Origin of the sequence: Sulfuricurvum kujiense DSM 16994 (assembly GCF_000183725.1) — a bacterium.
GTDB classification, from domain to species: domain Bacteria; phylum Campylobacterota; class Campylobacteria; order Campylobacterales; family Sulfurimonadaceae; genus Sulfuricurvum; species Sulfuricurvum kujiense.
The window spans coordinates 1214643-1238153 of sequence record NC_014762.1 but is presented as its reverse complement, the minus strand read 5'-3'; the positions used below and the strand labels follow the sequence as shown (position 1 = coordinate 1238153).

The following is a 23511-nucleotide window of genomic DNA, read 5'->3' as shown; positions in this document are numbered from 1 at the left end:
GTTATTATGAAATATTACACAATCGCCCTCGCGGCTTTGATCGCCTCATCGCTTTCTCATGCCGAGATGCTCAATACCGGGAGCAATGATTATTATATGAGTTCTCCAACATCCTCTTCACCCTCATCGGCAACCTCTTCCGTGCAAGAGCAATGCTGGTATGAGCAGGTACCCGTAAACGGTACCGCACAAGGGGAGAATACCCCCAACGTCGGCGGAGCGATCGTAGGGGGGATCATCGGAGGAGTCGTCGGCCATCAATTCGGAGGCGGAAGCGGCAAAACAGCCGCAACCGTTGCCGGTGCCGCACTCGGGACGGCGCTCGGAGCGGGTGCGGGCAATACCCCCACTACTCCTCAGTACCAACTGATTAAAAAGTGCAATACCTCACGCTAGCAAGAAATACGGTTAAATCCCCTCAGCGGGGTTGATCGTCTCTATCACATCAAGGCCGAATCCGCCGAGTCCCGCAAAATCCGAAATTTTCGAATCGGCAATCAGACGCATATGTTTTACACCAAGTGATTTGAGGATCTGCGCACCGATACCGTACTCTTTCATATTGACCTGCTGGTGGTGCGGTTTGTTAATAAAAAGCAATACGCCGCTGTTGTGTTTGAGATAATGGATCGAATCGATCAAATGGCCGTATTTGCTTTGATTCAGCAATAAATCGATGTCCGGTACGACGTTATGTACTTTGACATTCGCCGTCTCTCCCGCTTTATAAAAGACCACCGCCGTATGCCGGTTGTCCTGATGATCGGCAAACTCGTACTTTTTGACATGAACGCCGAAAAATTCGATCTCCTCTTCCGAGACCGCTTTTACCAGTGTTTCATTAGCCAGACGGAATTCGACGATGTCCGAGATGTAAACGGTTTTGAGATCATGTTTAGCGGCAAAAACATCCAAATCGTCGCGGCGGGCCATCGTCCCGTCTTCTTTCATGATCTCACAGATTACCGCCGATTCGGCTAAACCGGAAAGGCGGCAAAGGTCGACGGAGCCTTCCGTATGTCCGATACGGACCAGCGTCCCCCCCTCTTTGGCGATCAGCGGGAAAATATGTCCCGGTGCGACCAGTTCGGACGGGTGAGACAGAGGATTGGCGAGAATTTTAATCGTCATATCCCGCTCTGCAGTAGAAATACCCGTAGTCGCCGCCGTAGCGTCCACAGAGACGGTAAACGCGGTTTCATGCATCGATGTATTGGATTTGACCATCGGTTCCAGATTAAGGCGCTTGGCAATGCCCGGATTGATAGCCACACATATCAGTCCCTTGGCGTGAGTTGCCATAAAATTGACATGTTCGGGGGTCGAAAAAACAGAGGCATAGACCAGATCCCCTTCGTTTTCGCGGTCTTCGTCATCTACCATGATGACCATCCGCCCTTTTTTAAACTCTTCTATCGCATCCAATACCCGTTGTACTGCTGACATTTAATACTCTTTTGTTATTAATATAGTTAGGCAATTATAGGCAAAAAGGTTTAAAATTCCGGCACAAACAAAAAAATACTCCATTTAAAGAGCGCATTTTCCGAAACACTTGACAAATTTGATAAAAATGTCTATAATTTCGGCCTCACAACGAGAACGTTGGGGTATCGCCAAGCGGTAAGGCAACTGGTTTTGGTCCAGTCATTCGGGGGTTCGAATCCCTCTTCCCCATCCACTTATCTTTCTTTTTATTTATAATCAGAAGACACACCGCGGAATAGAGCAGCCCGGTAGCTCGTCGGGCTCATAACCCGAAGGTCACAGGTTCAAATCCTGTTTCCGCAACCAACCTAGATATTATTTCTTTCTAATATTTAACCATTCTTTTGATAACGATTTTGACACCGCGGAATAGAGCAGCCCGGTAGCTCGTCGGGCTCATAACCCGAAGGTCACAGGTTCAAATCCTGTTTCCGCAACCAACCCCACAATCACCCTACCCCATTAGAGTAACCCCTTTTTTAAACGATTTCAACAATACTTCATTCACCATCAAATTTTTATCGATTTATCATTCCAGATTAAGCGAAAAAATCGGCAGCAGCATCGCCGTCACGATCACTCCGATCATCCCCCCGATCAGCAGCATCAGAGCCGGTTCCAGTACGGCAAGAAAGATCGAAATACGGTCTTTGTTCGTATCAATGTAAAGCGTTGAGAGGTGTTCCAGCATCGTGGAGACTTCGCTCGTCTCTTCCCCGATGGCAACCGCTTCGACAAACGAAGCGTCGATAGAATACACATCGGACTGGCGCAAGGCGTTCGAGAGGGAGGAACCCTCTACGACTTTTGTCGATGCCTGTTCAAAAAGCTCTTTGATTACGGCGGATGAGAGGGTGATGCTGGAGAGTTTCATCGTATTGACCACCGGAACACCGGAACGGATCAGCAAAGACGAGATAGTGCAAAAACGGGCGAGATCGGCTGTCTCAACCATCTTTCCGACAATAGGGAGTTTTAAAACTATCCCGTGGATCAATCTTTTAAACCGGCTGTCCGTTGCCATTTTAAATACGAAAAAAGAAATAGCCGCAAGCAATCCGGCAAATAGCACTATCCAATACTGGGCAAAAAAATGGGCACTCGAAATCACCCACTGCGTCAGCATCGGTAAGGGCTGTCCGGTACTTTCAAAAACCGAAGTGATTTTCGGAACGACCACCGTCAGCATAAAAGAGATCATCAGTACTGCGACAATAATGATGAACGACGGATAGACCATCGCCTGCGAAAGCTGCTTTTTGATTTTTTCCTGTATGTTTAAATAGTGCGAGAGTTCGTTCAGCACCTGCGCGAGGATACCGCGGTCTTCGGAAATTTTCAATGTACCGACATAAAAAACCGGCAGGGTGTAAAACTCTTGCATATCGAGTGCCTGCGCAAAGCTTTTCCCCTCATGGATGTGTTCGATCAGTGTATCATAGAACCGCTCCATACGGCTATCCGATCGGCTTTGATGCCGCAGCAGCGTCAAAGAGCGCACCAAAGGGACACCGGCGTTGAGATAGACCGCTAGGTCACGGCTGAGCTGTGAGAGAGCGCCGGAGGAGAGGGTATCTCTGCGAAAGAGCGATAACGTCTCCAAAAGACCTTGTGAACGCTCTGACAGCTCGGAGAAAAGAATATTTTGGGCTTTGAGCTTTTTTTTGGCCTCGTCGAGATTGGCCGCTTCAATGGAACCTTTTATCGTGTTTCCGTCGGTACTGATCCCTTTGTAAAAAAATTCCATTAGGCCTCTTTGACCCCGACACGGATAATCTCGTCCAGACTGGTGGTATGCTCTTTCAGCAATGCTATGAGCTGGTTGCCGATCACTTTCATTCCGCTTTGTTTCATCGCTTCTCGGATTTCAAAATCGCTGTCAATATTTTTGAACAAATTCCGAACCCCGTCATCCACCATAAAAAACTCTCCGATGGCAATGCGCCCCCGATATCCGGTATGGTGGCAGTCGGCACACCCTGAGGCTCTGGCGACGCTCAAACCGTGTTCAATCCCCAGTTCATCCGCATCATGATCGGCAAGCGGCACACGCTCTTTGCATGAGGGGCATAAGCGTCGTACCAGCCTCTGCGCCAGTACCCCAAGGAGGGTGGAACTGATCAGGAATTTGTCTACTCCCATATCCGCCAATCTGGAAAACGCCGCCGTTGCATTGTTCGTATGCAGTGTGGAAAGAACTAAATGTCCGGTCATAGCTGCCTGAATCGCAATGTGTGCCGTTTCGGCGTCACGGATCTCCCCCACCATGATAATATCGGGGTCTTGACGCAATATAGAGCGAAGCCCGCTCGCAAACGTCAATCCTGCTTTGGTATTGACGGCGATCTGGCTCACATGGGGGGCATCGTATTCGACCGGGTCTTCAATGGAGAGGATATTTTTCTCCGGACTGGCCAGCTGCTGCAAAAATGAGTGGAGGGTCGTCGATTTACCGCTCCCCGTCGGCCCCGTTACCAAAATGATCCCGTGGGAAAATTTGAGCAGATCTTCAAACTGTGAGGTGGTCGTTTCGTCAAAACCGAGTTCCCGAAGCGTCGGAATCGATGCGGAATTCATCAACAGCCGCAATACCACCCTCTCACCGTGATACGTGGGGAGTACCGAAACACGGATATCGAGATTTTTCCCCGCAACTTTTACCTGCGTTCTCCCGTCCTGCGGAAGCCGTTTTTCGGAGATATCCAACGCAGAGATCACTTTTATGCGACTGATGATCAGATCGATAACGTTCTTATCCAGATCGATGTGTTTGATGAGCGCTCCGTCTATCCGGAAACGGACCTCCCCTTTTTTCTCATGGGTTTCGATATGGATATCACTTGCTTTGCGCTTGATCGCCTGATAAAAGATGGTATTGACGAATTTGATGATCGGAGCCGATTCTTCGCTGGTCAGCAGGTCGGCCGAATTTTTGATAAAATCGACCAGGGAAAGCTCTTCGTCTATAAACTCATTCGTCTCCATAGGGCGTTTGGATATTTCCATATCGGTACGCAATTCCAAAAATTTCAAATAGAGGTTGTCATACCCTTCCCGGGACAAACGTGCCAATGGATAGATCAGACCGAGTTTGTTGTACAGCTGCAGCGCTTTTGTCTGCTCGGCTTCGGGGATAATCGCATAGACTTCCCCCTCGTAACGGCCAAACAGAAGCGAATAGCGGATTGACAGTGAGGTATCCACACCCTCGGGAACCGCAAATTCTAAGTGTTTTTCGTCCAGCAGTGGAAGTGAGATCATGGATTGCTCTTCTTTTTGCTTTCGAGGCTCTGGGTGATCCGGTCGACATAGCGGGCTTGAATAGCGTCCAGTTGATTCAGCTGTGCTCTCAGAGAGCTCAAATCGCCGCTTTTTTCAATGATATACGGCGTCAGTAAAATAACCAGATTGATTTTATCGGTTTTGCTGGATTCATCCCGAAACAAATGGCCCAAAACGGGAATATCACCCAAGAACGGGACTCTGTTGTCATTATGGTCCGTTTTCTCCCGAATCAAGCCCCCGATTATGACCGTTTCTCCGTTATTGACAATCGCCGATGTGATCACTTCGCGCTTTGTCGTACTCGGCAATTGCAGGTTTGTGTTGCTGTCGATATCCTCGAGTTTGGCATTTACCCCCAAAAGGACCTTATTATCGTTTGAAAGCCGCGGTTTGATCTTCAGGGTAAGCCCGATGTCCTGACGGGTAAAGTTTTGGGTTATCCCCGTTCCGACCCCTTGCGTTACCCCTGAACTGATGGATTCGGTTTTTCCGACATAGATCGAGGATTCCAGATTATCGATGCAGAGGATAGAGGGCTCCGAGAGGATCTCAGCCGCACCGTTGGTGTTGAGCAAGGCGATATTGGCCCCCAACGCAATCCCCGATGTAATGGTCGGAATATCGAATTTAAGGGCGGTTGTCACGGAGGGATCGAGGGCTACCGCCGCCGCAGTCCCGTCCCCTAACATCGTATTGAAGGTAAACACGCCATTCGAGCCTACGGTTCCTCCTGAGAGGCCGTATTTGATCCCCACCTCTTTGGATTTCCCCTCGCTGATTTCAATGATTTTTGCTCGCACATAGACCTGCTGGCGATCAAGATCCAAACTTTTAACGGTCGCTTCCAAACTCTTATACAGTTCGTCGCTGGCGATCACGATCAAAGAGTTCGTCGTCTCGTCGCTCGTAATACTCGGCGGCTGCTGGCCGGGGATCAGCGTCATCTTGCCGATGATGGTATTGAGCGTGGTGACCAGCGACTTGGCATCGGCATTTCGGAGTGAAATCACATGGGTGGTATTCGCGATCGTTTCATCGCGGGTATCCAGAATTTTCATCGCCTTTTCGATCGTGGAAATGTAGTCGGGAAAATCGGTTACGATCACGGAATTGGACTCTTTCGACGCAGTAATCTTGCCGTTTTTGCTCGTAAAATGTTTGATTTTCGTACTCATGTTCTCGGCTGTGGCAAAACGGAAGGTAAAGATGTGGTTCTGCATCTGGGGAATATCGCTTTTTTCCATCAGCGGCAGATTCATCTGCGTGGCATCGGCCATTTTTACGACGCTGAGATACCCTCCTCCCGTATCGATCATCGTATAGCCTCTGGATTCAAGCGTGGTCTGAAGCAATCCGTACAGCTCACGCTTCGTGATCGGCTTGTTGCCGACATAACTGATCGTGCCGGGTACCTCTTCTCCGATAAAGATATTTTTCTTTGTGGTTGCGGCGACGAGTTTGATCAAATCATTGACCGCCATCCCGTCGATCGAGAGAGATATTTTTGGGTTGACAGTGGCGGCTGACAACGAGAAACTCAAAGCCAGGGATAGGAAAACGGTTTTAACGGATGATTTCATAGACGATATCCTTTGGGAGGTTATTTCGAAGAACAGTTATTTGGATACTTCGCATACGGGGCACTTTGTTATAGATACTGAATGCATCGGCATACGATTCGAGCTTCTGATTGTTCACGGCGAGGATCACATCCCCCGACACCAAACCCAGCCGTCCGAATATCGAGTTCGGATCGATCGAATTTACCCGGAACCCGTCGATTTTATCCCCTTTGTAAACTTCGCTTATGTCGATTTGCTTATAAATGGCTCGGAGATCTTTTGACTGCTGCATCACTACATCGCGCGGAATCGTGCGCCACTCGTTTTTATTCTGCGACACATCGGCAACGCTTCGGGTAACGGTCTGCTCAAAACTCAGAGGATCGTCATGTCCCAAACGGAGGCGATAGGATTTGCCGTGTCCTTTGAAAACAGCGGCATCGTCACTGAGCCCTATGAGGGAGTAGACTTTTTTGTATTTTTCGCCCAATGCGACTACCGTCGTCGTTTGTCCGTCGCTGATACTCGCAAACGAAGAGGACGGTGAACGGTAAATCGCTTTGATGCGGTGCGGATAGGGAACCGATATCGTCGTAGTGACGGTTTTGCCTTTTAGAAACGATCCCGCCTCATGAGTGAGGAGAAATTTATCTCCGAGACGGATCATCTCAAAAAAAGGATCGAAGGTGTCGGAATAGTGCTCGATCCCTTTTTGAGCGAGCAGCATACTCCCCATATTTATCATGCACCAGACCACAGCGATTGGAAGAAAAAAGAGATTAAACTGACGCAGATTCAGTTCATTAAAAATCCGATTCATAGACCATCCCCTCCTTCTCTTGATGAAGTTTGAGCACAAGCAAAGGGTAATTTCGCAGTTTCGGCGTCTGAGCAAACACGACTCTCACCGTCCCTTTGATCAAATCCGCCGATCCTTCGCAGCTGCCGAAATCCCCGTCCGCACGTATACTCAGGCTCAAAGGATGAAGAATCGAATAGCTCACCACCACGTTATCCGCTTTTCCGGGAAAGAACGTCCGAAACTGCGGCGATACCTCGATCTCACTCAAACTGAAACGGTTGTAGATAATCCATGGGGTAAATCGCATCTGTTTTATGCTGGCGACATTCAGATGATCGGCCATTACCTGTGTATTGTCGATCTCCAAAGAGATAAACCGGTCACTCAGAGTTTCATTGTTCAAAAATATCTGATTCTCGGCCAATACCCCCTCTAGGGTATAAAACATTTTCTCTTTAGGAATCAGTACGATCGCGATCACAAGAACATACAAAACATAGAGGAGCCGTTTCATGATTCAAACTCCACGACGATTCTCCCCTTAGCCCCAGAGGCACGCTGCATCGTGAGTTTTTTGATCATCAGCATGGAGTTGAGAATCTTGTTCGAGAGGGTATCAAACTCGTCGCTCGAGAGATGATCGAACTCCATTTCACTCTTCCCTCCACGCGTCTGCTGTTTAACGAGATTCGGATGCGATTTTAGATAGGCGTAAACATTTTGAGAAGCTTCTGTCGACCATCGCTGTTTTAGGGAATCGTATTCGTTGATCTGGGTTTCGAGAAGTGTCTGCTGTTCCAGAACCTCCTCTTTTTTGGTATGCTCATACCATGCGGCACTTATGCTGAGCAGCAAAATTCCCAACGATACGCCCAAAGGTATTGTCAGAGGGTTCGAGGTATCCGTTTTCATTTGATGCGCACCTCAATCTTATGATTTTGTTCATTGATACGGGAGTGTTTGAATTTTTTTAGCACTATGCTTTTAATCTCGTCCGCACGCTTGTCATCCGCGGCATCGAGCGTTATTTTGAGCGTTTTTCCATCATACAGAAGTTCTGAAAACCCTGTCATTCCTCCAATAGCGGAGGCTGTATCCGTTTTCCCGTCGATCAAAAGACGATTGCTATCCCCCGGTTTTGACCCTGGGATCAGTACGATACCCTCATTCCCGCTTAAGGTTGCAGGAACGTTTGAAACGGCTTTCTCTAGCGGAATATCAAGCATGCTCACTGCGTAGCATTTCTGGCGCAATGCCAACTGCGTCTCTTCTTTCTCCCTGAGCGATCGCAAAATCACATCCCTCTCGATCGATGTCGCACTCAGATGCGATGAGTTGAGCAGCGCCTCGATTTTTGCATTCGATTCGGCTATCGTGAGATGATCGTTAACGGCCTGAAAGAAAAAATTTCCCGAAAGGAGCAGCAGCACAAAAAGCGACATTTTAAATGTTTTAGGAGCCGGCGTATCGCTGATAAGCGTTGAGAGTGAAACCGATTTATAGGATTTTTGTGGAGAGCGCAGCGCCTCCTCAAGAGTGATTGAACCGTGTTTGGAAAGATAGGCTACTTCCATTTCCAAAACGATCCCGTCTACCACGCTTAAATAACGGTTATTGTTCAGACGTACGGGCTTATCAAGATCGCCAAACACCCATTGGGCGAACGTCACTTTCTGTGCATTTGATAAAATCGGATTCTTGCGTATTTTATTTTCCACTTCTTTTGGGTTGTACGCGAGAAGGAGATAGGAGTTATCAGCTGTTTTTTTAGCTTGATAGAGGTGGTTTTCGCCGAGATCGAAAAGAGCCGGTGCGTACTTGATCGCCTCTTTTTCTGTACTGACGTTTAGAGAGGCTTCCATAACCCAATACTCTTTGGGCGAGAGAACAACAAGGGTCTCGGCGCTAATTTCTCCCCTCACGTCATCGGCGTATACCAGAGGGTAGATCGGGCAAAGTATACGTCTCAGCAAAGAAACTCTGTCGCATGCAAAAAGACGCAGCTTTTCCAAACGCTGAAGAAACGGCACAGAAAAAACTGCTTTAAAGAAATTCGACATGTTTGACTTTCTTCTCAAGCAAATCGTATTGAAATGTCAGATGTTGATTTTGAAAATTTTCCTGCAGCTGTACATCGCACAAAAGAGTGTATGAGGCTCCTCCCTGATAAACAAAAAAATAGGTGTCAAATACGGGGTAAAGCTGAGGCTCCGCGGCGACCGCCTCCTCTCTGGAGACATAGGCTTTGGTTTTATACCGGCTCATCGATCGGATTTTCTCAGATGCCGTATCCGGGAGTATCAATGCCAATACCTGCGGATTGACCGTATTAATGTCCATCTTCTCGCCTAGAAAACCGATGTAATCGTTCCACGGTATTGCCAAGATCGCCGTATCCCCGCTTAATTCGATATACCGTTCCAAAATCTGACGGAACTCTTCTGGCGTATCGATCGCGCCGTTTTGAAAATCGGGCCGTCTCAAAGAAATCTCAGTCTCATTCCCCCGTTCATCCGCATCTTTATCTATCGTGTCCGAAATAAGATTATAAAAAACCTCCGGCTGACTGATCGGATAGAGCGTGAATAGCCGTGCAAACAGCAAATGGTAGGATTCATTCAACGAGCCGTCGGCACTTATGAGACGGTTGATATTGATTTTCGAATAAGGAGAGGTGAGGATTGCTTTGAGTTTAAAGGTCTGATCCTCTTTTTCGATTTGCAACGGCAGCTTCATCGCCATATCCAACTCTTCGGCGCCCGTCACGGAACTCAGCAAAGCGGGAAGCTCACGTTCGAGATCATTGACTACGCGCATGGAGAGGTTCTGCGTAAAACTGTTCTGGACAAGTTTGCTGAGGTAGGAGCTCTGACTCAGTATTAAAGCAACGATACCCATCATCACCGTAATAAGAATTAAAGTCATCATTAAAACGATGCCGCTTTTTTTCATTCAAATTGTGTCTTTGTTCGATTGATTCATCGGAAATTGGCAGAAGTATAGTTGCGGCAGGTTACAAGACGGACTCAAATGATCCGGATAAGTCTCGTTATACTTACATCGATTAAATCGCGTTTGTGATAGAGGAAAAAGGTACCCGTGCATGAAAATCAACAATAGCAAAAAGGCATTCACCCTGATCGAAATCATGGTTGTTATCATTATTCTGGGGCTGCTGGCAGCGTTCGTCGTCCCTAACGTGACAGGAAAAAGCGATGAGGCAAAACAAAAGCTCGTCTGTGTTCAGATGAAAAGCCTGAACGAAAGCCTCAAAATGTTCAGAGTCGACAACGGCTCCTATCCGACTACCGAAGAGTCTCTTAATGCGCTGATCGCCAACCCTGATCCGGATACCTATACCACATATTCTGAAAACGGCTATATCGAGGGGAAAAAGCTTCCGCAGGACCCATGGAACCGCCCTTACATTTATCTCAATCTTGAGGATAAAATCGAGCTGATTTCCCTCGGAAGTGACGGCAAAGAGGGTGGAAACGGCGCGGACAAGGATCAAAAACTCTCAGAGTGCCGCTAAGTGGATCATGCTAAAAAGGGGATGACCCTTTTTGAACTGTTGATCGTTATGATAATCGTAGGGATCGTTTACTCTATCGGCCTCTTTGCGATCAAAAAGGAAAAAGCCGTATCCTCTTCCATTAAAGCCTCCGAACTCAAAAGCGCCCTCACAGCTTTGGATCATAGTAAAAAAATCCGTCTGATTTGCGACAATTCGTGTCATGAATGCCGCGTATTGGATACTAGGGATTCTGTGGTCGCATCGATCCGTCTCTCATCAGACGGCCCCCTTCAGCGCTACGGATTCGATCGCCTCGGCGAGCTCCGTCCCCTTGAAAAAACCGTTACAAACATCGATAATAAATTCTCTCAGGAGTGTTTTGAATTTACCCTCTATCCGGACGGGACTTCATCGCCGCTCATCCTCAAAGACAACGCATCCTATTACCTCTACACACCGCTGCAGGGAGAGAAACCTTTTATCACCGACTCAGCCGAAACGCTCCGCCTTCACCTTTTTGATGAACTTCGCTACCCTCTCAAGAGTGACCGATATTATGTACAACAGCCATAAAAGAGGGTTCTCTCTTATTGAGACCATGGTTGCCGTTGCCTTGGTGGCAATTGCCGCCTTAGCACTGTTGAATGTCGTTTCCAATGCTTCGAAAATATCGCAAAATGCACTCGATCGTTTTGATGCATCGATGATGATGGGGCTTCTTGCCGAAAGTGCCGACGATACTATGGACGGACAAACCGTCTATGTATCTGATTTTCTGAGAGAGCGCTACACTATCGATAATTCCGATATCCTCGAATCACTTGAACCTTATCGCATCAATGTCCGGACAATGGACAAAGAGTATCTCGATCCGCTTATGATGATGGATGTTTCCGGTGCAGCGGCCGCACATTCGCTCGCCGTCCAAAACATCCGATTTGAGATCGGCAATGATAAAAAAAGCTGCTTCGGCATCTCGTCGGGAACGTTTCAATGAAAAAAGGGTTCACTCTTGTCGAACTGCTGGTATCGATACTCCTCTTCGGCCTCATCACCGTCATACTGTTCGGAACGATTGACAATCTCCGAGCTCAGCTCTCGTTTTTCAAGGAAAAAGAACGTCATCTCGGTGAAAAAAACCAAATCCTCTCTCTCATGCGAGGCGATTACGACCGACCGGCCTCACTTAAAATCCTCGCTACGTCTGAAAAAAACTTCAATACCGTCTCCATAAGCGGTTCAAACCGCTCGTTGTACGGGATTTATCGCCCCAATGTCATATGGATGGTGATCAAATCGGATAATACGCTGATACGCCTCGAATCTGCTTCTCCCATCACCTTACCCCTACGTCCCGAATCGATTTATCAGATACACAGTGATGTTGTAGGAAAAGAGTGTGAAATTTTCAGGGTGTACGAGTCATCATCCGGCAGAATGATTTATATCAAATTTACAAATGAGTCGCCGCTGATTGTTGAAACAAAAAAATAACAACCGCTATACCACACTAATTTATTTTTATTACCGATAGATTTCATTACAGTAATTAATCCGTAACCTCAGCCCCCTACTATTTACGCCGATAAATTAATAAAAGGAACTCACAATGACGAAAAAAGAGTTTGACATCGGACACGATGACTGTAACACTTCAAACAACGAAAGTTTTGATAATGTACTAGCGGATCGCATGAGCCGACGCGATGTAATTAAAATGGGAGCCGGGCTTATCGGAACTGCTTTATTCGGCTCATTTATAACAGGGTGCAATGATGATGATTCATCTACTTCCACTTCGCCTGCGGCAGCGGCTGCTCTTTTAGGATTTACCGCTGTTGCTAAAAATCTAAATGACACGGTAACTATCCCTAGCGGATACACTGCAAAAGTTTTATACAGTCTTGGTGATCCTATCAATACATCAACGGCAGCCTATGCTAATGATGGTACAGACAGCGCAGCAAGCTTTGAATTCCGTGCAGGTGACCATCATGACGGTATGAGCTATTTTGGTCTTAATGTTGGAGGTACCGCAAAAGATACTACCAATTCAACACGTGGACTTATCGCAATGAATCACGAGAACATTACACAAATGTTCTTACATACATCTGCTGAAGTTGCATCGCTTTCGACAACCAACAGACCTGCGTCACAAATTGATAAAGAGGTGAATGTTCACGGTATTTCTATTATCGAAGTTCAAAACACAGGAAGTGGTTTTACACTCAATAAAAGCTCTAATTTCAACCGTCGTATTACGGCTGCAACACCGATGGACATTTCAGGTCCTGCAAAAAATAGTACCATGATGACAACCAAATATTCCACAGACGGTAGTAAAACACGTGGTACACTTAACAACTGCGCAAACGGCTATACACCATGGGGAACGTACCTCACTTGTGAAGAGAACTGGGCTGGTTATTTTAAACGTACATCAACTAGTTTTAGTGCCAAAGAGCTTGTAGCTCAAAGCCGTTACGGCACAACCAGTTCAAACGGAAGCTATGGATGGGCAAACTCTGCAACAGCTGATGATAAATATGATCGTTGGCATATCGCCATCACCGGTGCGGATGCTACAGCTGATTACCGCAATATCGCGAATACGTTCGGATGGGTTGTCGAAATCGATCCGTATAATCCTAGTTCAACACCACGTAAACGCACCGCTATGGGACGTTTTGGACATGAAGGTGCAATGCCGGGAATCGTAACTGCCGGCAAACCGATCGTTTATTATATGGGTGATGACTCAAAAGGCGAATACATCTACAAATACGTCTCAACACAAAACTGGGATGCAGCCGATGCGAACGGTGGACTTGTCGCCGGAAATAAATATCTTGATAACGGTAAACTCTATGTTGCTAAATTCAATAGTGATGGTTCAGGGACATGGACAGAGCTCACTCTCACAAATACTTCAATTGCTTCCTATGCAACGTATGCATTTAGCGATGCAGCAGATGTTGCGATCAATACCCGTCTCGCAGCCGATGCAGTGGGAGCAACCAAAATGGACAGACCGGAATGGTCAGGAGTTCACCCGACAACCGGTGATGTCTATATCACACTCACCAATAACTCAGATCGTGCCAAATCAGGTAAATATGGGTTAGATGCCGCTAATCCACGTTACTATACCGATACTTACGGAACTTCTACAACGAACAAAGGAAATGTCAACGGACATATCATCCGTATCAAAGAGAGTGGTGCCAATGCTGCCGCTACAACATTCAACTGGGATATCTACCTCTTCGGTGCACAATCGGATGCCAATGGAACCAATGTCAATATCTCAGGACTCACCAATGATAACGATTTCTCTAGCCCAGACGGCCTTTTCTTCAGCCAAGCGACAAAAGGATTAATGTGGCTACAAACAGATGATGGTGCGTACCGTGACGTTACCAACTGTATGATGCTTGCAGCCGTACCGGGGACACATGGTGATGGTACTGCAAACTACAAAGTAACCAATACCGCTGTTCCTACTAATGGCAATGCCGATCAAGAGATTACAACCTTTGTCGGTAAAGATGCTAGTGCAAGTACACTCAAACGTTTCCTCGTCGGACCAAAAGGATGCGAAATTACAGGTATTACTGAAACGCCGGACGGTAAAACCATCTTTATTAATATTCAGCACCCGGGTGAAAATACTGCCGATGCGGATATTGCAACTCCTGCCAATTATGAAAGCCACTGGCCAGCATCCGACACAACATCTCGCCCGCGTTCGTCAACCATTGTCATTACTAAAAATGACGGTGGAATTATTGGAATGTAATCCCTTAAGTACCTCTTGTAAGAGAGGTGCTCTACTTGTTTTTATGAATAAAATCCTTTTTATTATTTTTTTTATCCCCTCTTTGTACAGTGCTTCTTTTGATCCCTATTTCGAAGAGGCGGGACACCATTACAACATCCCCCCTCTTTTGCTCAAAAATATTGTCAGGATTGAGAGCAACGGTAATCCGAACGCCCTGCGAATCAATGACAACGGAACAAAAGACTACGGTCTGATGCAGATTAACTCGATCCATTTTCGCCGACTCGCACAGTGGGGAGTCAATGAACACAATATCATGAATCCGAAAGTCAATATCTACGTCGGAAGCTGGCTCCTCTCGGAACATATCAAAGAGCACGGATTTAACCTGCAGGCGGTCGGAAACTACCATTCGAAAACACAAGCCTATAAAGAAAAATGGCTTAGAAAATTGGTAGCCGCACTTCGAAACGGAGCACAGTAATGATTTAGACATAAAGTTAATAATTGATTTAGATGTATTCCGTTATCGTATCGCACAATTACAGGACAAAGGATATTGATGTTTAACACTGGTAAAGTCAGAGAACTTACTGAACAAAACAAACAGCTTCAAAACGAAAACGAAGCGCTCAAACGTTCACTTGAAGAAGCACATGAGTCTCTTAAGTCATGTAAATATGAACTCAGTGAACTCCAAAACGACAAATCGCCTAAAGTTCAGGATGAGATTCTATCTACCCTGCTCGAAAGCTATGGCGACGGCATGCACTTTTTGCAGGGGACGATGGAAGAAAACCTCAAAATGCTCGCCAACATCAACGAGGTCAACAATAAAACAGCCATGCGCAGTGAAACCCTTCGGGAACAAACCCAGTTTGTCGTCGAATCGATCGACAATATCCAGCAAATGAGCGGAAATATCCAAAGCGACACCTCGTCACTCAACGACAGCGTCCTCTCGATTGCCCAAATCATCAATCTGATTAAAGACATCTCGGATCAAACCAACCTTCTCGCTCTGAATGCCGCTATCGAAGCGGCACGGGCCGGAGAACACGGACGCGGCTTCGCCGTCGTTGCCGACGAAGTGCGCAAACTCGCGGAGCGGACCCAAAAAGCGACCCAGGAGGTCGAAGTCAACATCAGCGGACTCAAACAAAACTCTACGGCGATGACCGAAGCGAGCGAAACGTTTTACTCCCTCGCATCCAACGTAATGAGTACGTTGCAGGAATTCCAGAACAATATCGATTTTGTCAACAAGAATTCTCAGGATATCCTCAACCAAACCATTAACGTTACGAACGAAGTCAGCATCAGCAACGGAAAAATCGATCATATCAATCTGAAACTCCAAGGATACAAAGCCGCTCTTTACCATCAAAAAGCGGAGATCAGCGACCATCACAGCTGCCGTTTCGGAAAATGGTTCTCGAACGACGTCGTAAAACTCCTCGGAAACGACCAGCAAACCATCAATGAGGTCGGACGTCACCATGAAAATGTCCACACAGGCCTTACGCGTGCGGTGAGCATTTTTTCAGAGGGCAAAAACCTCGCTGAAGGGGTCAAAGTTCTCAAAGATGTGGAAAAATCGAGTAAAGAGGGATTTGAAATTCTTCTCGCCGCTATTCAGAAAAAACGTCTCTAAGCTGTCGTGCCGCTTTTTCGCGGCAGATGCCGCTCTCCGTAATTTTCTCTTTTAAAAATCTATTTCATAGTTATCACAAAATCCACTCCGCCGTATTCTTCGGTTTAAGCAAAAAAATTATATTCTGTTAAAAATAATACTAAGGCCTGCGTTGAGAATCCTCCATTTCTCCGACACCCATCTGGGGTTTAACGATCTTGAGATACTGAGTGTTCAGGGTATCAATCAGCGCGAAGCCGATTTCTACGACGCCTTTACCCAGGTCATCGACGCGGTACTGGAAACCAGACCCGATTACGTCATCCACACGGGCGACCTCTTCCACCGGCCCCACCCTTCCAACCGCGCCATCAGCTTTTGCCTCAGCCAGCTCAAACGGCTCAGTGTCGCCCGAATCCCGACGATCATCATCGCGGGAAACCACTCCACCCCCCGCACCCGTTCCGCCTCCCCGATCCTCGCGGCACTGCGGACGCTCGATCATATTTTTCCCGTGTTCGAAGAAGCGTATGAAAAAGTAATATTTGATAATATTAACTTTCACTGCATTCCCCATATCAACGATGAGGAAGCCAATCTCGCGGCGATCGGGCAATGCGAGGCCTCTGTGGATGAGGAGAAGCATAACGTGATGATGCTCCACTGCTCCGTCGGCGCGCAGTTTATGATGGAGGAGTACGGCGAGCGGGTCTATCCGAGGGATAAAGAGGGATTGTTTGAAAAAATGGACTACGTCGCCCTCGGACACTGGCACGGATTCGGAAGCGTCGGCAAACACCCCAATGTTTATTATGCCGGCTCCACCGAGCGCACCAGCAGTGCCGATACGCGAAACGACAAAGGGTACGCCCTCATCACACTGGGAGATTCTCTTGAGGTGGTTTTTCACCCGATCCGTCTGCGCCCCAGCCACCGACTCCGCATCAATGCACAGGCATCCGCGGATATATTCGACGACCTTCGCATACTTGGCTCCTCCTTGGAGATTGAGGGAGCATTGCTCACTATCACCTTGGAGAACCTGAGTGCCACCCAATCCATCGACATTTCCAACCGCGACATCGAGGCATGTTTTCCTACGGCTCTGAACGTCCAAATTCAGCGTAAGTTCCGCCGAACCGAATCCGCCGCCACCGCCGAATCGGTCAATGCCGCCTCGTTGCAGGAGTATTTTGGCGCCTTTTTGGAAGAGCAGACCGCCAGCGCTGAGGAAGCCGCACGCCTTAATGCCAAAGTAGCAACCCTCTTTGCACGCTATGACGAGGTGACCCGTGACGCTTGAATCGCTGAGACTCCAGAACTTCAAACGCTACGCCGAGTATGAGATCACGTTCGAGAGCGGTCTGTGCGGAATCCTCGGACGCAACGGACGGGGCAAGTCGACGATATTCGACGGAGTGTTCTTCGCCCTGTACGGCGAGTACAAAGGCTCCAAAGAGCTGATCCCCACCGCCGGAAGCACAGGAGGGGTCAAAGTCGAGTTGAATTTCGAGATCGAGGGGAAAAGCTACACCGCCATCCGCGAGTTCCGGGGCAAAGCCCTCACCGCCTACGCCACCCTTAAAGAAGCGGATGTGAGCATCATCACGGGTGCGCGTGAAGTGAGCACCGCCGTCACGAAACTTCTGGGAATGGGGAAAGAGGCTTTCTTGCACACGGTCTTCGCCTCCCAAAAAGAGCTGACGGCGCTGAGCTCCATGAAAAACGACGAACGCAAAGCGATGATGCGCCGACTGCTGGGGCTGGAGAAGATCGACAAGATCGAGGAGATGATCCGCGAAGAGTTGCGGGAGCTTAACCGCGAACTCAAAAGCGCTTCGGGCTTCCTGCTCGGCGACGACGTCCTCAAAGCGCACCGCGAGGATCACAAGAGCAAAACAGAAACCGCCCTCACACTCGAAACCCGTATCAAACAGCTGAACGAGGAAGCCGCAACCCTGAAATCCGCCTACGAAGCCGCCAAAGTTCTCGTAGAGACCCACCAGAGGGCCAAAGAAGAGCGGCAAAAGAAACTGGATTCGCTCGACAAACTCCAGCAAGCCCTCGCACTGGAACAAAAACAGCTCACCGCCCTCGATGAAGAGCTTAAAACCCTCCAAGCACAGCAGAGCCGCTACACCTCACAGCTCCCTCAAAAAGCGCGCTTCGACGCTCTCGAAAAATCGCTTTCCGAGCAAGAGAGCCTCAAAGCCGCATTTTTGAAAAAAGAGGGTTTGGAAAAAGAGCAGGAAGAGCTGCGCAAAAGCTACACGGCCCGAAAAGAGGAAGTAGCACAGCTCATCAAAGAGACCGCCCCGCTCGAAACGCTGAAAACACAGCTGATTCAGGAGCAGACGCAGTTTAAAGCCCTCAAAAGTGCGTTCGATACCCTCACCGAGCAGATAACCCGCACTACCGCCGAGATCGCTTCCAACCGCACCAACATCGCGGGCGTTCAGGAAAAAGTCTCCCGCATCACCGAACTGGGGGCCGAGTCCGCCTGCCCTGTCTGTACCCGCCCTCTTCTGGAAAACTACGATGCCGTCCTCTCTTCGCTCCACCGGGAGATCATCGACGTCTATCAGCGTCAGATCGACGAAGCGCAAATACGCCTGAACACCCTCAACGAGCAAAAGACCCAACAGCAAAAAGCCCTCACCGAGGCCGAAACACGCCAAAGCACCACCGACAAACAGATCGCTCTGCTGCTGAGCAAGACCCATGACCTCGCCAAAGCGCAGGAGAAGTTCCGTGAGATCGAAACGCGCGGACTGGCAAACAAAACCGCCCTTGCACAGCTCGTTAATATTAATTACGATGAAAAGGTGCACATCGCTCTCAGAGGCGAGCGCGATACCCTCAAACCCCAAGTTGACGCCCTCCTCTCGCTCGAAGCCCTCATCGCCACGATCCCCGCCAAAACCGAAGCGGCGCAAAAGCTCGGAGCGCAGATACAGACCGATACCCAGAGCATCGCCGCACAGCAGAAGCTCATTTCTGAGGACACCTACAGTGAGAAAGCCCACGCCGATGCCGCCGTCCATGTCAAAACAGCCGAGAGCGCCAAAGACGCCAAAGCCGTCGAGCACAACGCCGCACTGCTGGAGCAGACCAACCTCCGCCGCGACATCGAAGCGATCGACAAAGAGATCAAGCGCGACGAGACCAACCGCGCCTCCCTCAAATCCCGCGAAAACGACCGCGACGACTACGAGAAGCTCAAAGCGGTAATGGCGGAGTTCAAAACCCACATCAACGCCCGCGTCGCCCCCCACATCGGCGAAGTCGCCAGCGAGATGTACAGCCGCATCACCCGCGGACGCTATCAGCACATCGAGGTCTCCCCCGAGTTCGACTTCTACATCTACGACAACGGCGAGCGCTACCCCATCGAGCGGTTCAGCGGCGGAGAGATCGACCTCGCCAACCTAGTCCTCCGTATCGCCATCTCAAAAACGCTGGGAGAACTCAGCGGCGGCGACAATATCGGGTTTCTGGCATTCGACGAGGTGTTCGGTTCTCAGGACGAGGAGCGGCGCATCCAGATCATGGAAGCGTTTCACACGATCAGCGAATCGTATCGGCAGATATTTCTGATCTCACATGAGACGGAGATTAAAGAGATGTTTGAGAAAGTGGTGGAGTTGTAATAAACAAATCGTCCAATATGATATATTTTATATTAAATTTTATTGAGAGCTATTATTAGAATAAGGATTATCTTGAATATACATTATGAAATAAACAATAAAAATGATCATCTAATAATTTTCGTTCATGGTTTACAAGGAAGTAAAGAAACTTTTTTTGAGCCAAAAGATAAAACATTTTTTCATGAACACTTTGAACAATCAATTTTAGACCATGTAGATATTGGTTATTTAGAATACCATACAGAAGACATATTAAGTAAAAAGAGTATTGTATTTTTGTTATATAAGATATTTGGATTTACTAAAAATGAACCAATTGAAAATTTAAATATTGAAGAACTATCAACATTTGCTGCACTCAAAATCGAAAAAGTAATTCCTCAATATAAAAGTATTAATTTTATTTCTCATAGTATGGGTGGATTGATTGTAAAAGGTGTTTTAATTAAGAATGCAGATATTTTTGAAAAAACTAATTTTTATATTACATTAGCAACACCTCATAGAGGAACAAATAAAGCAAAATTTTTGAATGGAATTAATAGACAAGTAAAATCACTTGAAGAAAACTCACAAATAATTAAATATTTAACGGATAATTATTTAATTTTACAAAATCAACTAAATAGACATTACTATAGAGCGACTGATGAATCATGGGTGTTACCAAAAGAAAATGCTTTTCCTATTTTTGAAGAAATGCATACAAGCCCAGTAGATTGTTCACATACCGATATTGCGAAACCAAGACATAATTTATATCTTGCGCCACTGATTTATGATATTAATAAAAAGATCAAAAACTATCTTTCCCTCAATAAAATTTCTAAAGAGTTATACCGTATAGAAGAGAGAATAAGTATGCTATTGTCTAAATCACTATATATAAGAGGCATCCAATGTCCCAAATCGCTTTGGTTAAAAAAGCACAAACCATCTGTCCTTACAATTGAAAATGAATCTGCTGAAGCAATACTTGAAACTGGTAATGTTATAGGTGATTTAGCATGTAATCTTTTCCCAAATGGACAAAAAGTACCATTTAATAAAGATTATAAACAAATGCTTGATACAACTAAACAGTATATTGAAAATAATGTGCCGTATATTTACGAAGCCACCTTTAACTACAATGGTATTTTAGTCATGATTGATATACTTCATGTTGATGCTAGTGGTTTTTCAATATATGAAGTAAAAAGTTCCACATCTGTAAAGGATATATATATTCATGACGTGTCTATTCAGTATTATGTATTAAAGAATCTTGGATTAAATATTAAGAGCACAAATATTGTTCATGTCGATAGTTCCTATGTTAGAGGTAATTCATTAGACATTTATAAACTTTTTTCTGTAGTAGATATCAGTGATGAAGTAGAAAAAATTCAAGTCGATATTCCCAATATTCTAGAAAGCTTTGAATCTTACTTAAGTAATAAAATGAACGAACCTGCCATCGAGATCGGCAAACACTGCAAAAATCCCTATGAGTGCGACGCGATGCACTACTGCTGGAAAGTACAGCGCAGCATCCCCGATTACTCCGTCTTTAATATCTTTAACCTCGGGAGCAAAAATCAGGTCGAACTCTACGATCAGGGGATCGTCCAGATCGAAGAGATACCCGATAGCTATAAGATGACCCCCCTCCAACGCCAAAAAGTCGATAACTGGAAAGCACAGCGCACCCATATCGACCGCGACGCTATCGGTGAGTTCCTCTCCACCCTATCCTATCCGATCTACCACCTCGATTTCGAGACGTTTCAGCAGGCGGTTCCGCAGTGGAGCGGGATCAGCCCCTATCAGCAGATACCGTTTCAGTATTCGCTCCATATCGAGCACGCCGACGGGACACTGGAGCATCGGGAGTTTTTAGCCCCCGCAGGTGCCGATCCACGCTACGCATTGGCACAACAGCTAATCCGTGACATCCCGAACAACGTCACGGTACTGGCGTACAACATGAGCTTCGAGCGCGGAGTGATCGAAAAGCTTGCTCAGAGCTTCCCCGATCTCAGCGAGAGCCTCAACAGCATCCTCCCCAACCTCCGTGATCTGATGGTGCCGTTTCAGAAGGCTCATTACGTCACCCCCTCCATGAACGGAAGCTACTCGATCAAATACGTCCTCCCCGCCCTCGTCCCAGAGATGGCAGATGCCTACAAACAGCTCGACGGCGTCCAAAACGGTAGCGAAGCGATGAACGCCTATGCAAGGCTCGCAACAATGACCTCGAATGAGCAGGAGCGCATCCGCCGCGCCCTTCTCGAATACTGCAAGCTCGATACACTGGCGATGGTCAGAGTGCATCAAAAACTCAGAGAGGTTATCCATGATTGACTACACGAAAAAAATAACGACCGACAGAGAGGTCAACCCCATCGATAACCTCGATTACTCCATCGAAAGCGACCGCGGACGCATTTTCTCGGCTCCGGCATTCAGGCGGCTCCAAAAACGGACACAGGTATTCGCACTGGAGCTTAACGCCTCGATCCGTACACGCCTCACCCATTCGCTCGAAGTGGCTCAGGTGGCCCGTTTTATCGCCAAAACGATCCTCGCAAAGCTCAAAAAACAGGGGCTGGATACCTACGGTCTCGAAGAGCTCGAAAACGCTTTCGTCTCCACGGCGGAGATGACGAGTCTGCTGCACGACATCGGCAATCCTCCGTTCGGTCATTTTGCGGAGCAGACGATCAACAAATGGATGCGGGATAACGCGCTGCCGATCCTCGATGCCTTCCCTTCAACACGTCCAGAAGTTCAGACGATCAAAAATATCATTGCTAAAGATATCTGCAACTATGACGGCAATGCACAGGCGATACGGGTCATCTCCAAACTCCAGCGCCTCAACCTCTCCTATACCCAAACCCTAGCGGTTCTCAAATACACGCGCGGCGCTTATGAGGCAAAACCTCCTAAAGAGGATAGCTTTAGCTATCTCAAGAAAAAGCCCGGCTTTTACTACAGCGAAGCGTCTTTTGTTGAAAAGGTGCAACAAACCCTTGGTGTCGAAGCGGGACACCGTTTTCCCCTCACCTACATCATGGAGGCGGCCGATGACATCTCCTATCTCACCGCCGATCTGGAAGATGCGGTCGAAAAAGGGATTTTGAGCCTCGATCAGGTCTACGATCTCATCAAAAAAGCGTGCGAATCCGAAGGGGAACACTATCTCCTTGAGATTATCGAGGATCGGTACCGACAAGCCAAAGAAAAAGAAGAACCCTACCAGTTCAATATGTTTTTCACCCTGATCAAGGCTAAACTCGTTACCTCGTTGGTCTATCATGTCGTGGATATCTATATTAAAAATCATCAGGCGATCTTTGAGGGAAGCTTCAACTGCGCACTGCTCGACTATGATACACAGAGCAAATACTACAAAGCGGTAAAAATCCTCGAAACGCTCTCCGCAAAACACATCTATCAAAACCGTGAAGTCCAAACGCTGGAGCTTCAGGGGTATACGATCGTTAACGGCCTTTTGGATATCTATAAACCCCTATTGGAACTCAGTGCTAAAGATTTCACAAAACTATTGCAAGATGAAAAGATCGAGTGTTTTATCGCAATGAGGCTAATCCGACGCATTTCCTCCAAACAAATCGTTGCGTATCAGGCTGATATAAAAACACTCAATCCCGAGGATTCGGAAACCTACAACCTTATGGAACGCTATTACCGTATCCGCCTCGTCACTGATTACGTCAGCGGAATGACCGACGACTTCGCCCTCAACGAGTATCAAACGCTGATGGCGTTGTGAGAGACT

At 47.3% G+C, this 23511-nt stretch carries 21 protein-coding genes, 3 tRNA genes and 1 pseudogene; 16 read left to right on the top strand and 9 right to left on the bottom strand.

All coding sequences use genetic code 11. The features are described from left to right. Positions 1-6 precede the first annotated feature (6 nt). Entirely contained in the window at positions 7-396 is a 390-nt protein-coding gene (locus SULKU_RS06195) for a glycine zipper 2TM domain-containing protein (protein WP_013460087.1), read from the top strand. Positions 397-408: 12 nt separating this feature from the next. Here the strand turns inward: SULKU_RS06195 and SULKU_RS06190 are convergent, their stop codons facing one another. Then, positions 409-1446: a bifunctional 3,4-dihydroxy-2-butanone 4-phosphate synthase/GTP cyclohydrolase II gene (locus SULKU_RS06190; protein WP_013460086.1), complete on the bottom strand. Its 1038-nt coding sequence runs from the start codon at positions 1444-1446 to the stop codon at positions 409-411. Positions 1447-1606: 160 nt separating this feature from the next. Between SULKU_RS06190 and SULKU_RS06185 the strand changes: the two genes are divergently transcribed. From SULKU_RS06185 to SULKU_RS06175, 3 genes are all read left to right on the top strand, one after another. Beyond that, positions 1607-1681, top strand: a tRNA-Gln gene (locus SULKU_RS06185). 36 nt (positions 1682-1717) lie between these two features. Then, a tRNA-Met gene (locus tag SULKU_RS06180) sits at positions 1718-1794 on the top strand. Positions 1795-1851: 57 nt separating this feature from the next. Next, positions 1852-1928, top strand: a tRNA-Met gene (locus SULKU_RS06175). A gap of 89 nt (positions 1929-2017) precedes the next feature. Here the strand turns inward: SULKU_RS06175 and SULKU_RS06170 are convergent. From SULKU_RS06170 to SULKU_RS06135, 8 genes are read right to left on the bottom strand one after another with little or no spacing between them, the layout of a single operon-like run. Beyond that, positions 2018-3235, bottom strand: a complete 1218-nt coding sequence (locus SULKU_RS06170; protein ID WP_013460085.1) for a type II secretion system F family protein — start codon at positions 3233-3235, stop codon at positions 2018-2020. Further along, a complete protein-coding gene (locus tag SULKU_RS06165; RefSeq protein ID WP_013460084.1) occupies positions 3235-4749 on the bottom strand; it encodes a GspE/PulE family protein in 1515 nt (504 codons plus the stop codon). Before SULKU_RS06165 ends, SULKU_RS06170 begins: the two co-directional genes overlap by 1 nt. Continuing rightward, complete coding sequence (locus SULKU_RS06160) at positions 4746-6353, bottom strand: secretin N-terminal domain-containing protein (protein ID WP_013460083.1); 1608 nt, start codon at positions 6351-6353, stop codon at positions 4746-4748. Before SULKU_RS06160 ends, SULKU_RS06165 begins: the two co-directional genes overlap by 4 nt. Then, complete coding sequence (locus SULKU_RS06155; RefSeq protein ID WP_013460082.1) at positions 6337-7155, bottom strand: PDZ domain-containing protein; 819 nt, start codon at positions 7153-7155, stop codon at positions 6337-6339. The genes SULKU_RS06160 and SULKU_RS06155 overlap by 17 nt, the downstream gene beginning before the upstream one ends. After that, on the bottom strand, positions 7139-7651 hold the full coding sequence (locus SULKU_RS06150) for a hypothetical protein (protein WP_013460081.1): 513 nt from the start codon (positions 7649-7651) through the stop codon (positions 7139-7141). Before SULKU_RS06150 ends, SULKU_RS06155 begins: the two co-directional genes overlap by 17 nt. After that, positions 7648-8049 (bottom strand): hypothetical protein, encoded by a 402-nt coding sequence (locus tag SULKU_RS06145; protein WP_013460080.1) that lies wholly within the window; start codon positions 8047-8049, stop codon positions 7648-7650. The genes SULKU_RS06150 and SULKU_RS06145 overlap by 4 nt, the downstream gene beginning before the upstream one ends. After that, positions 8046-9197, bottom strand: a complete 1152-nt coding sequence (locus tag SULKU_RS06140) for a hypothetical protein (RefSeq protein WP_013460079.1) — start codon at positions 9195-9197, stop codon at positions 8046-8048. Before SULKU_RS06140 ends, SULKU_RS06145 begins: the two co-directional genes overlap by 4 nt. Next, positions 9181-10065: a general secretion pathway protein GspK gene (locus tag SULKU_RS06135; RefSeq protein ID WP_151174260.1), complete on the bottom strand. Its 885-nt coding sequence runs from the start codon at positions 10063-10065 to the stop codon at positions 9181-9183. The genes SULKU_RS06140 and SULKU_RS06135 overlap by 17 nt, the downstream gene beginning before the upstream one ends. A 175-nt stretch (positions 10066-10240) precedes the next feature. Between SULKU_RS06135 and gspG the strand changes: the two genes are divergently transcribed. The 12 genes and pseudogenes from gspG (at position 10241) to dgt (ending at position 23505) form a co-directional block, all read left to right on the top strand. Continuing rightward, positions 10241-10672, top strand: a complete 432-nt coding sequence (gene gspG, locus SULKU_RS06130; protein ID WP_013460077.1) for a type II secretion system major pseudopilin GspG — start codon at positions 10241-10243, stop codon at positions 10670-10672. Beyond that, on the top strand, positions 10673-11227 hold the full coding sequence (locus SULKU_RS06125; RefSeq protein WP_013460076.1) for a type II secretion system protein: 555 nt from the start codon (positions 10673-10675) through the stop codon (positions 11225-11227). Beyond that, positions 11199-11651: a prepilin-type N-terminal cleavage/methylation domain-containing protein gene (locus SULKU_RS15005; RefSeq protein ID WP_172633602.1), complete on the top strand. Its 453-nt coding sequence runs from the start codon at positions 11199-11201 to the stop codon at positions 11649-11651. The genes SULKU_RS06125 and SULKU_RS15005 overlap by 29 nt, the downstream gene beginning before the upstream one ends. Then, entirely contained in the window at positions 11648-12148 is a 501-nt protein-coding gene (locus SULKU_RS06115; protein WP_013460074.1) for a PulJ/GspJ family protein, read from the top strand. Before SULKU_RS15005 ends, SULKU_RS06115 begins: the two co-directional genes overlap by 4 nt. Before the next feature lie 115 nt (positions 12149-12263). Next, entirely contained in the window at positions 12264-14456 is a 2193-nt protein-coding gene (locus tag SULKU_RS06110) for a PhoX family protein (protein ID WP_013460073.1), read from the top strand. A gap of 43 nt (positions 14457-14499) precedes the next feature. Further along, positions 14500-14922, top strand: coding sequence for a lytic transglycosylase domain-containing protein (locus SULKU_RS06105; RefSeq protein ID WP_013460072.1), 423 nt, complete (start codon positions 14500-14502; stop codon positions 14920-14922). Positions 14923-15000: 78 nt separating this feature from the next. Continuing rightward, complete coding sequence (locus tag SULKU_RS06100; protein WP_013460071.1) at positions 15001-16092, top strand: methyl-accepting chemotaxis protein; 1092 nt, start codon at positions 15001-15003, stop codon at positions 16090-16092. A 151-nt stretch (positions 16093-16243) separates the two neighbouring features. Beyond that, positions 16244-17374, top strand: coding sequence for a metallophosphoesterase family protein (locus SULKU_RS06095; RefSeq protein WP_013460070.1), 1131 nt, complete (start codon positions 16244-16246; stop codon positions 17372-17374). Next, positions 17364-19721 carry an AAA family ATPase gene (locus SULKU_RS06090; protein ID WP_013460069.1) on the top strand — a complete coding sequence of 786 codons (2358 nt, stop codon included), beginning with the start codon at positions 17364-17366 and terminating at the stop codon, positions 19719-19721. Before SULKU_RS06095 ends, SULKU_RS06090 begins: the two co-directional genes overlap by 11 nt. A 42-nt stretch (positions 19722-19763) precedes the next feature. Then, a pseudogene (locus tag SULKU_RS15440) lies at positions 19764-20267 on the top strand (esterase/lipase family protein); the annotation flags it as partial. Between the two features lie 900 nt (positions 20268-21167). Then, the gene (locus SULKU_RS15390) at positions 21168-22070 is read left to right on the top strand and encodes a DUF2779 domain-containing protein (RefSeq protein ID WP_342613691.1); all 903 of its coding nucleotides are present in this window, start codon (positions 21168-21170) and stop codon (positions 22068-22070) included. Beyond that, entirely contained in the window at positions 22063-23505 is a 1443-nt protein-coding gene (dgt, locus tag SULKU_RS06080; RefSeq protein ID WP_013460067.1) for a dGTPase, read from the top strand. The genes SULKU_RS15390 and dgt overlap by 8 nt, the downstream gene beginning before the upstream one ends. The last annotated feature ends 6 nt before the right edge of the window (positions 23506-23511 follow it).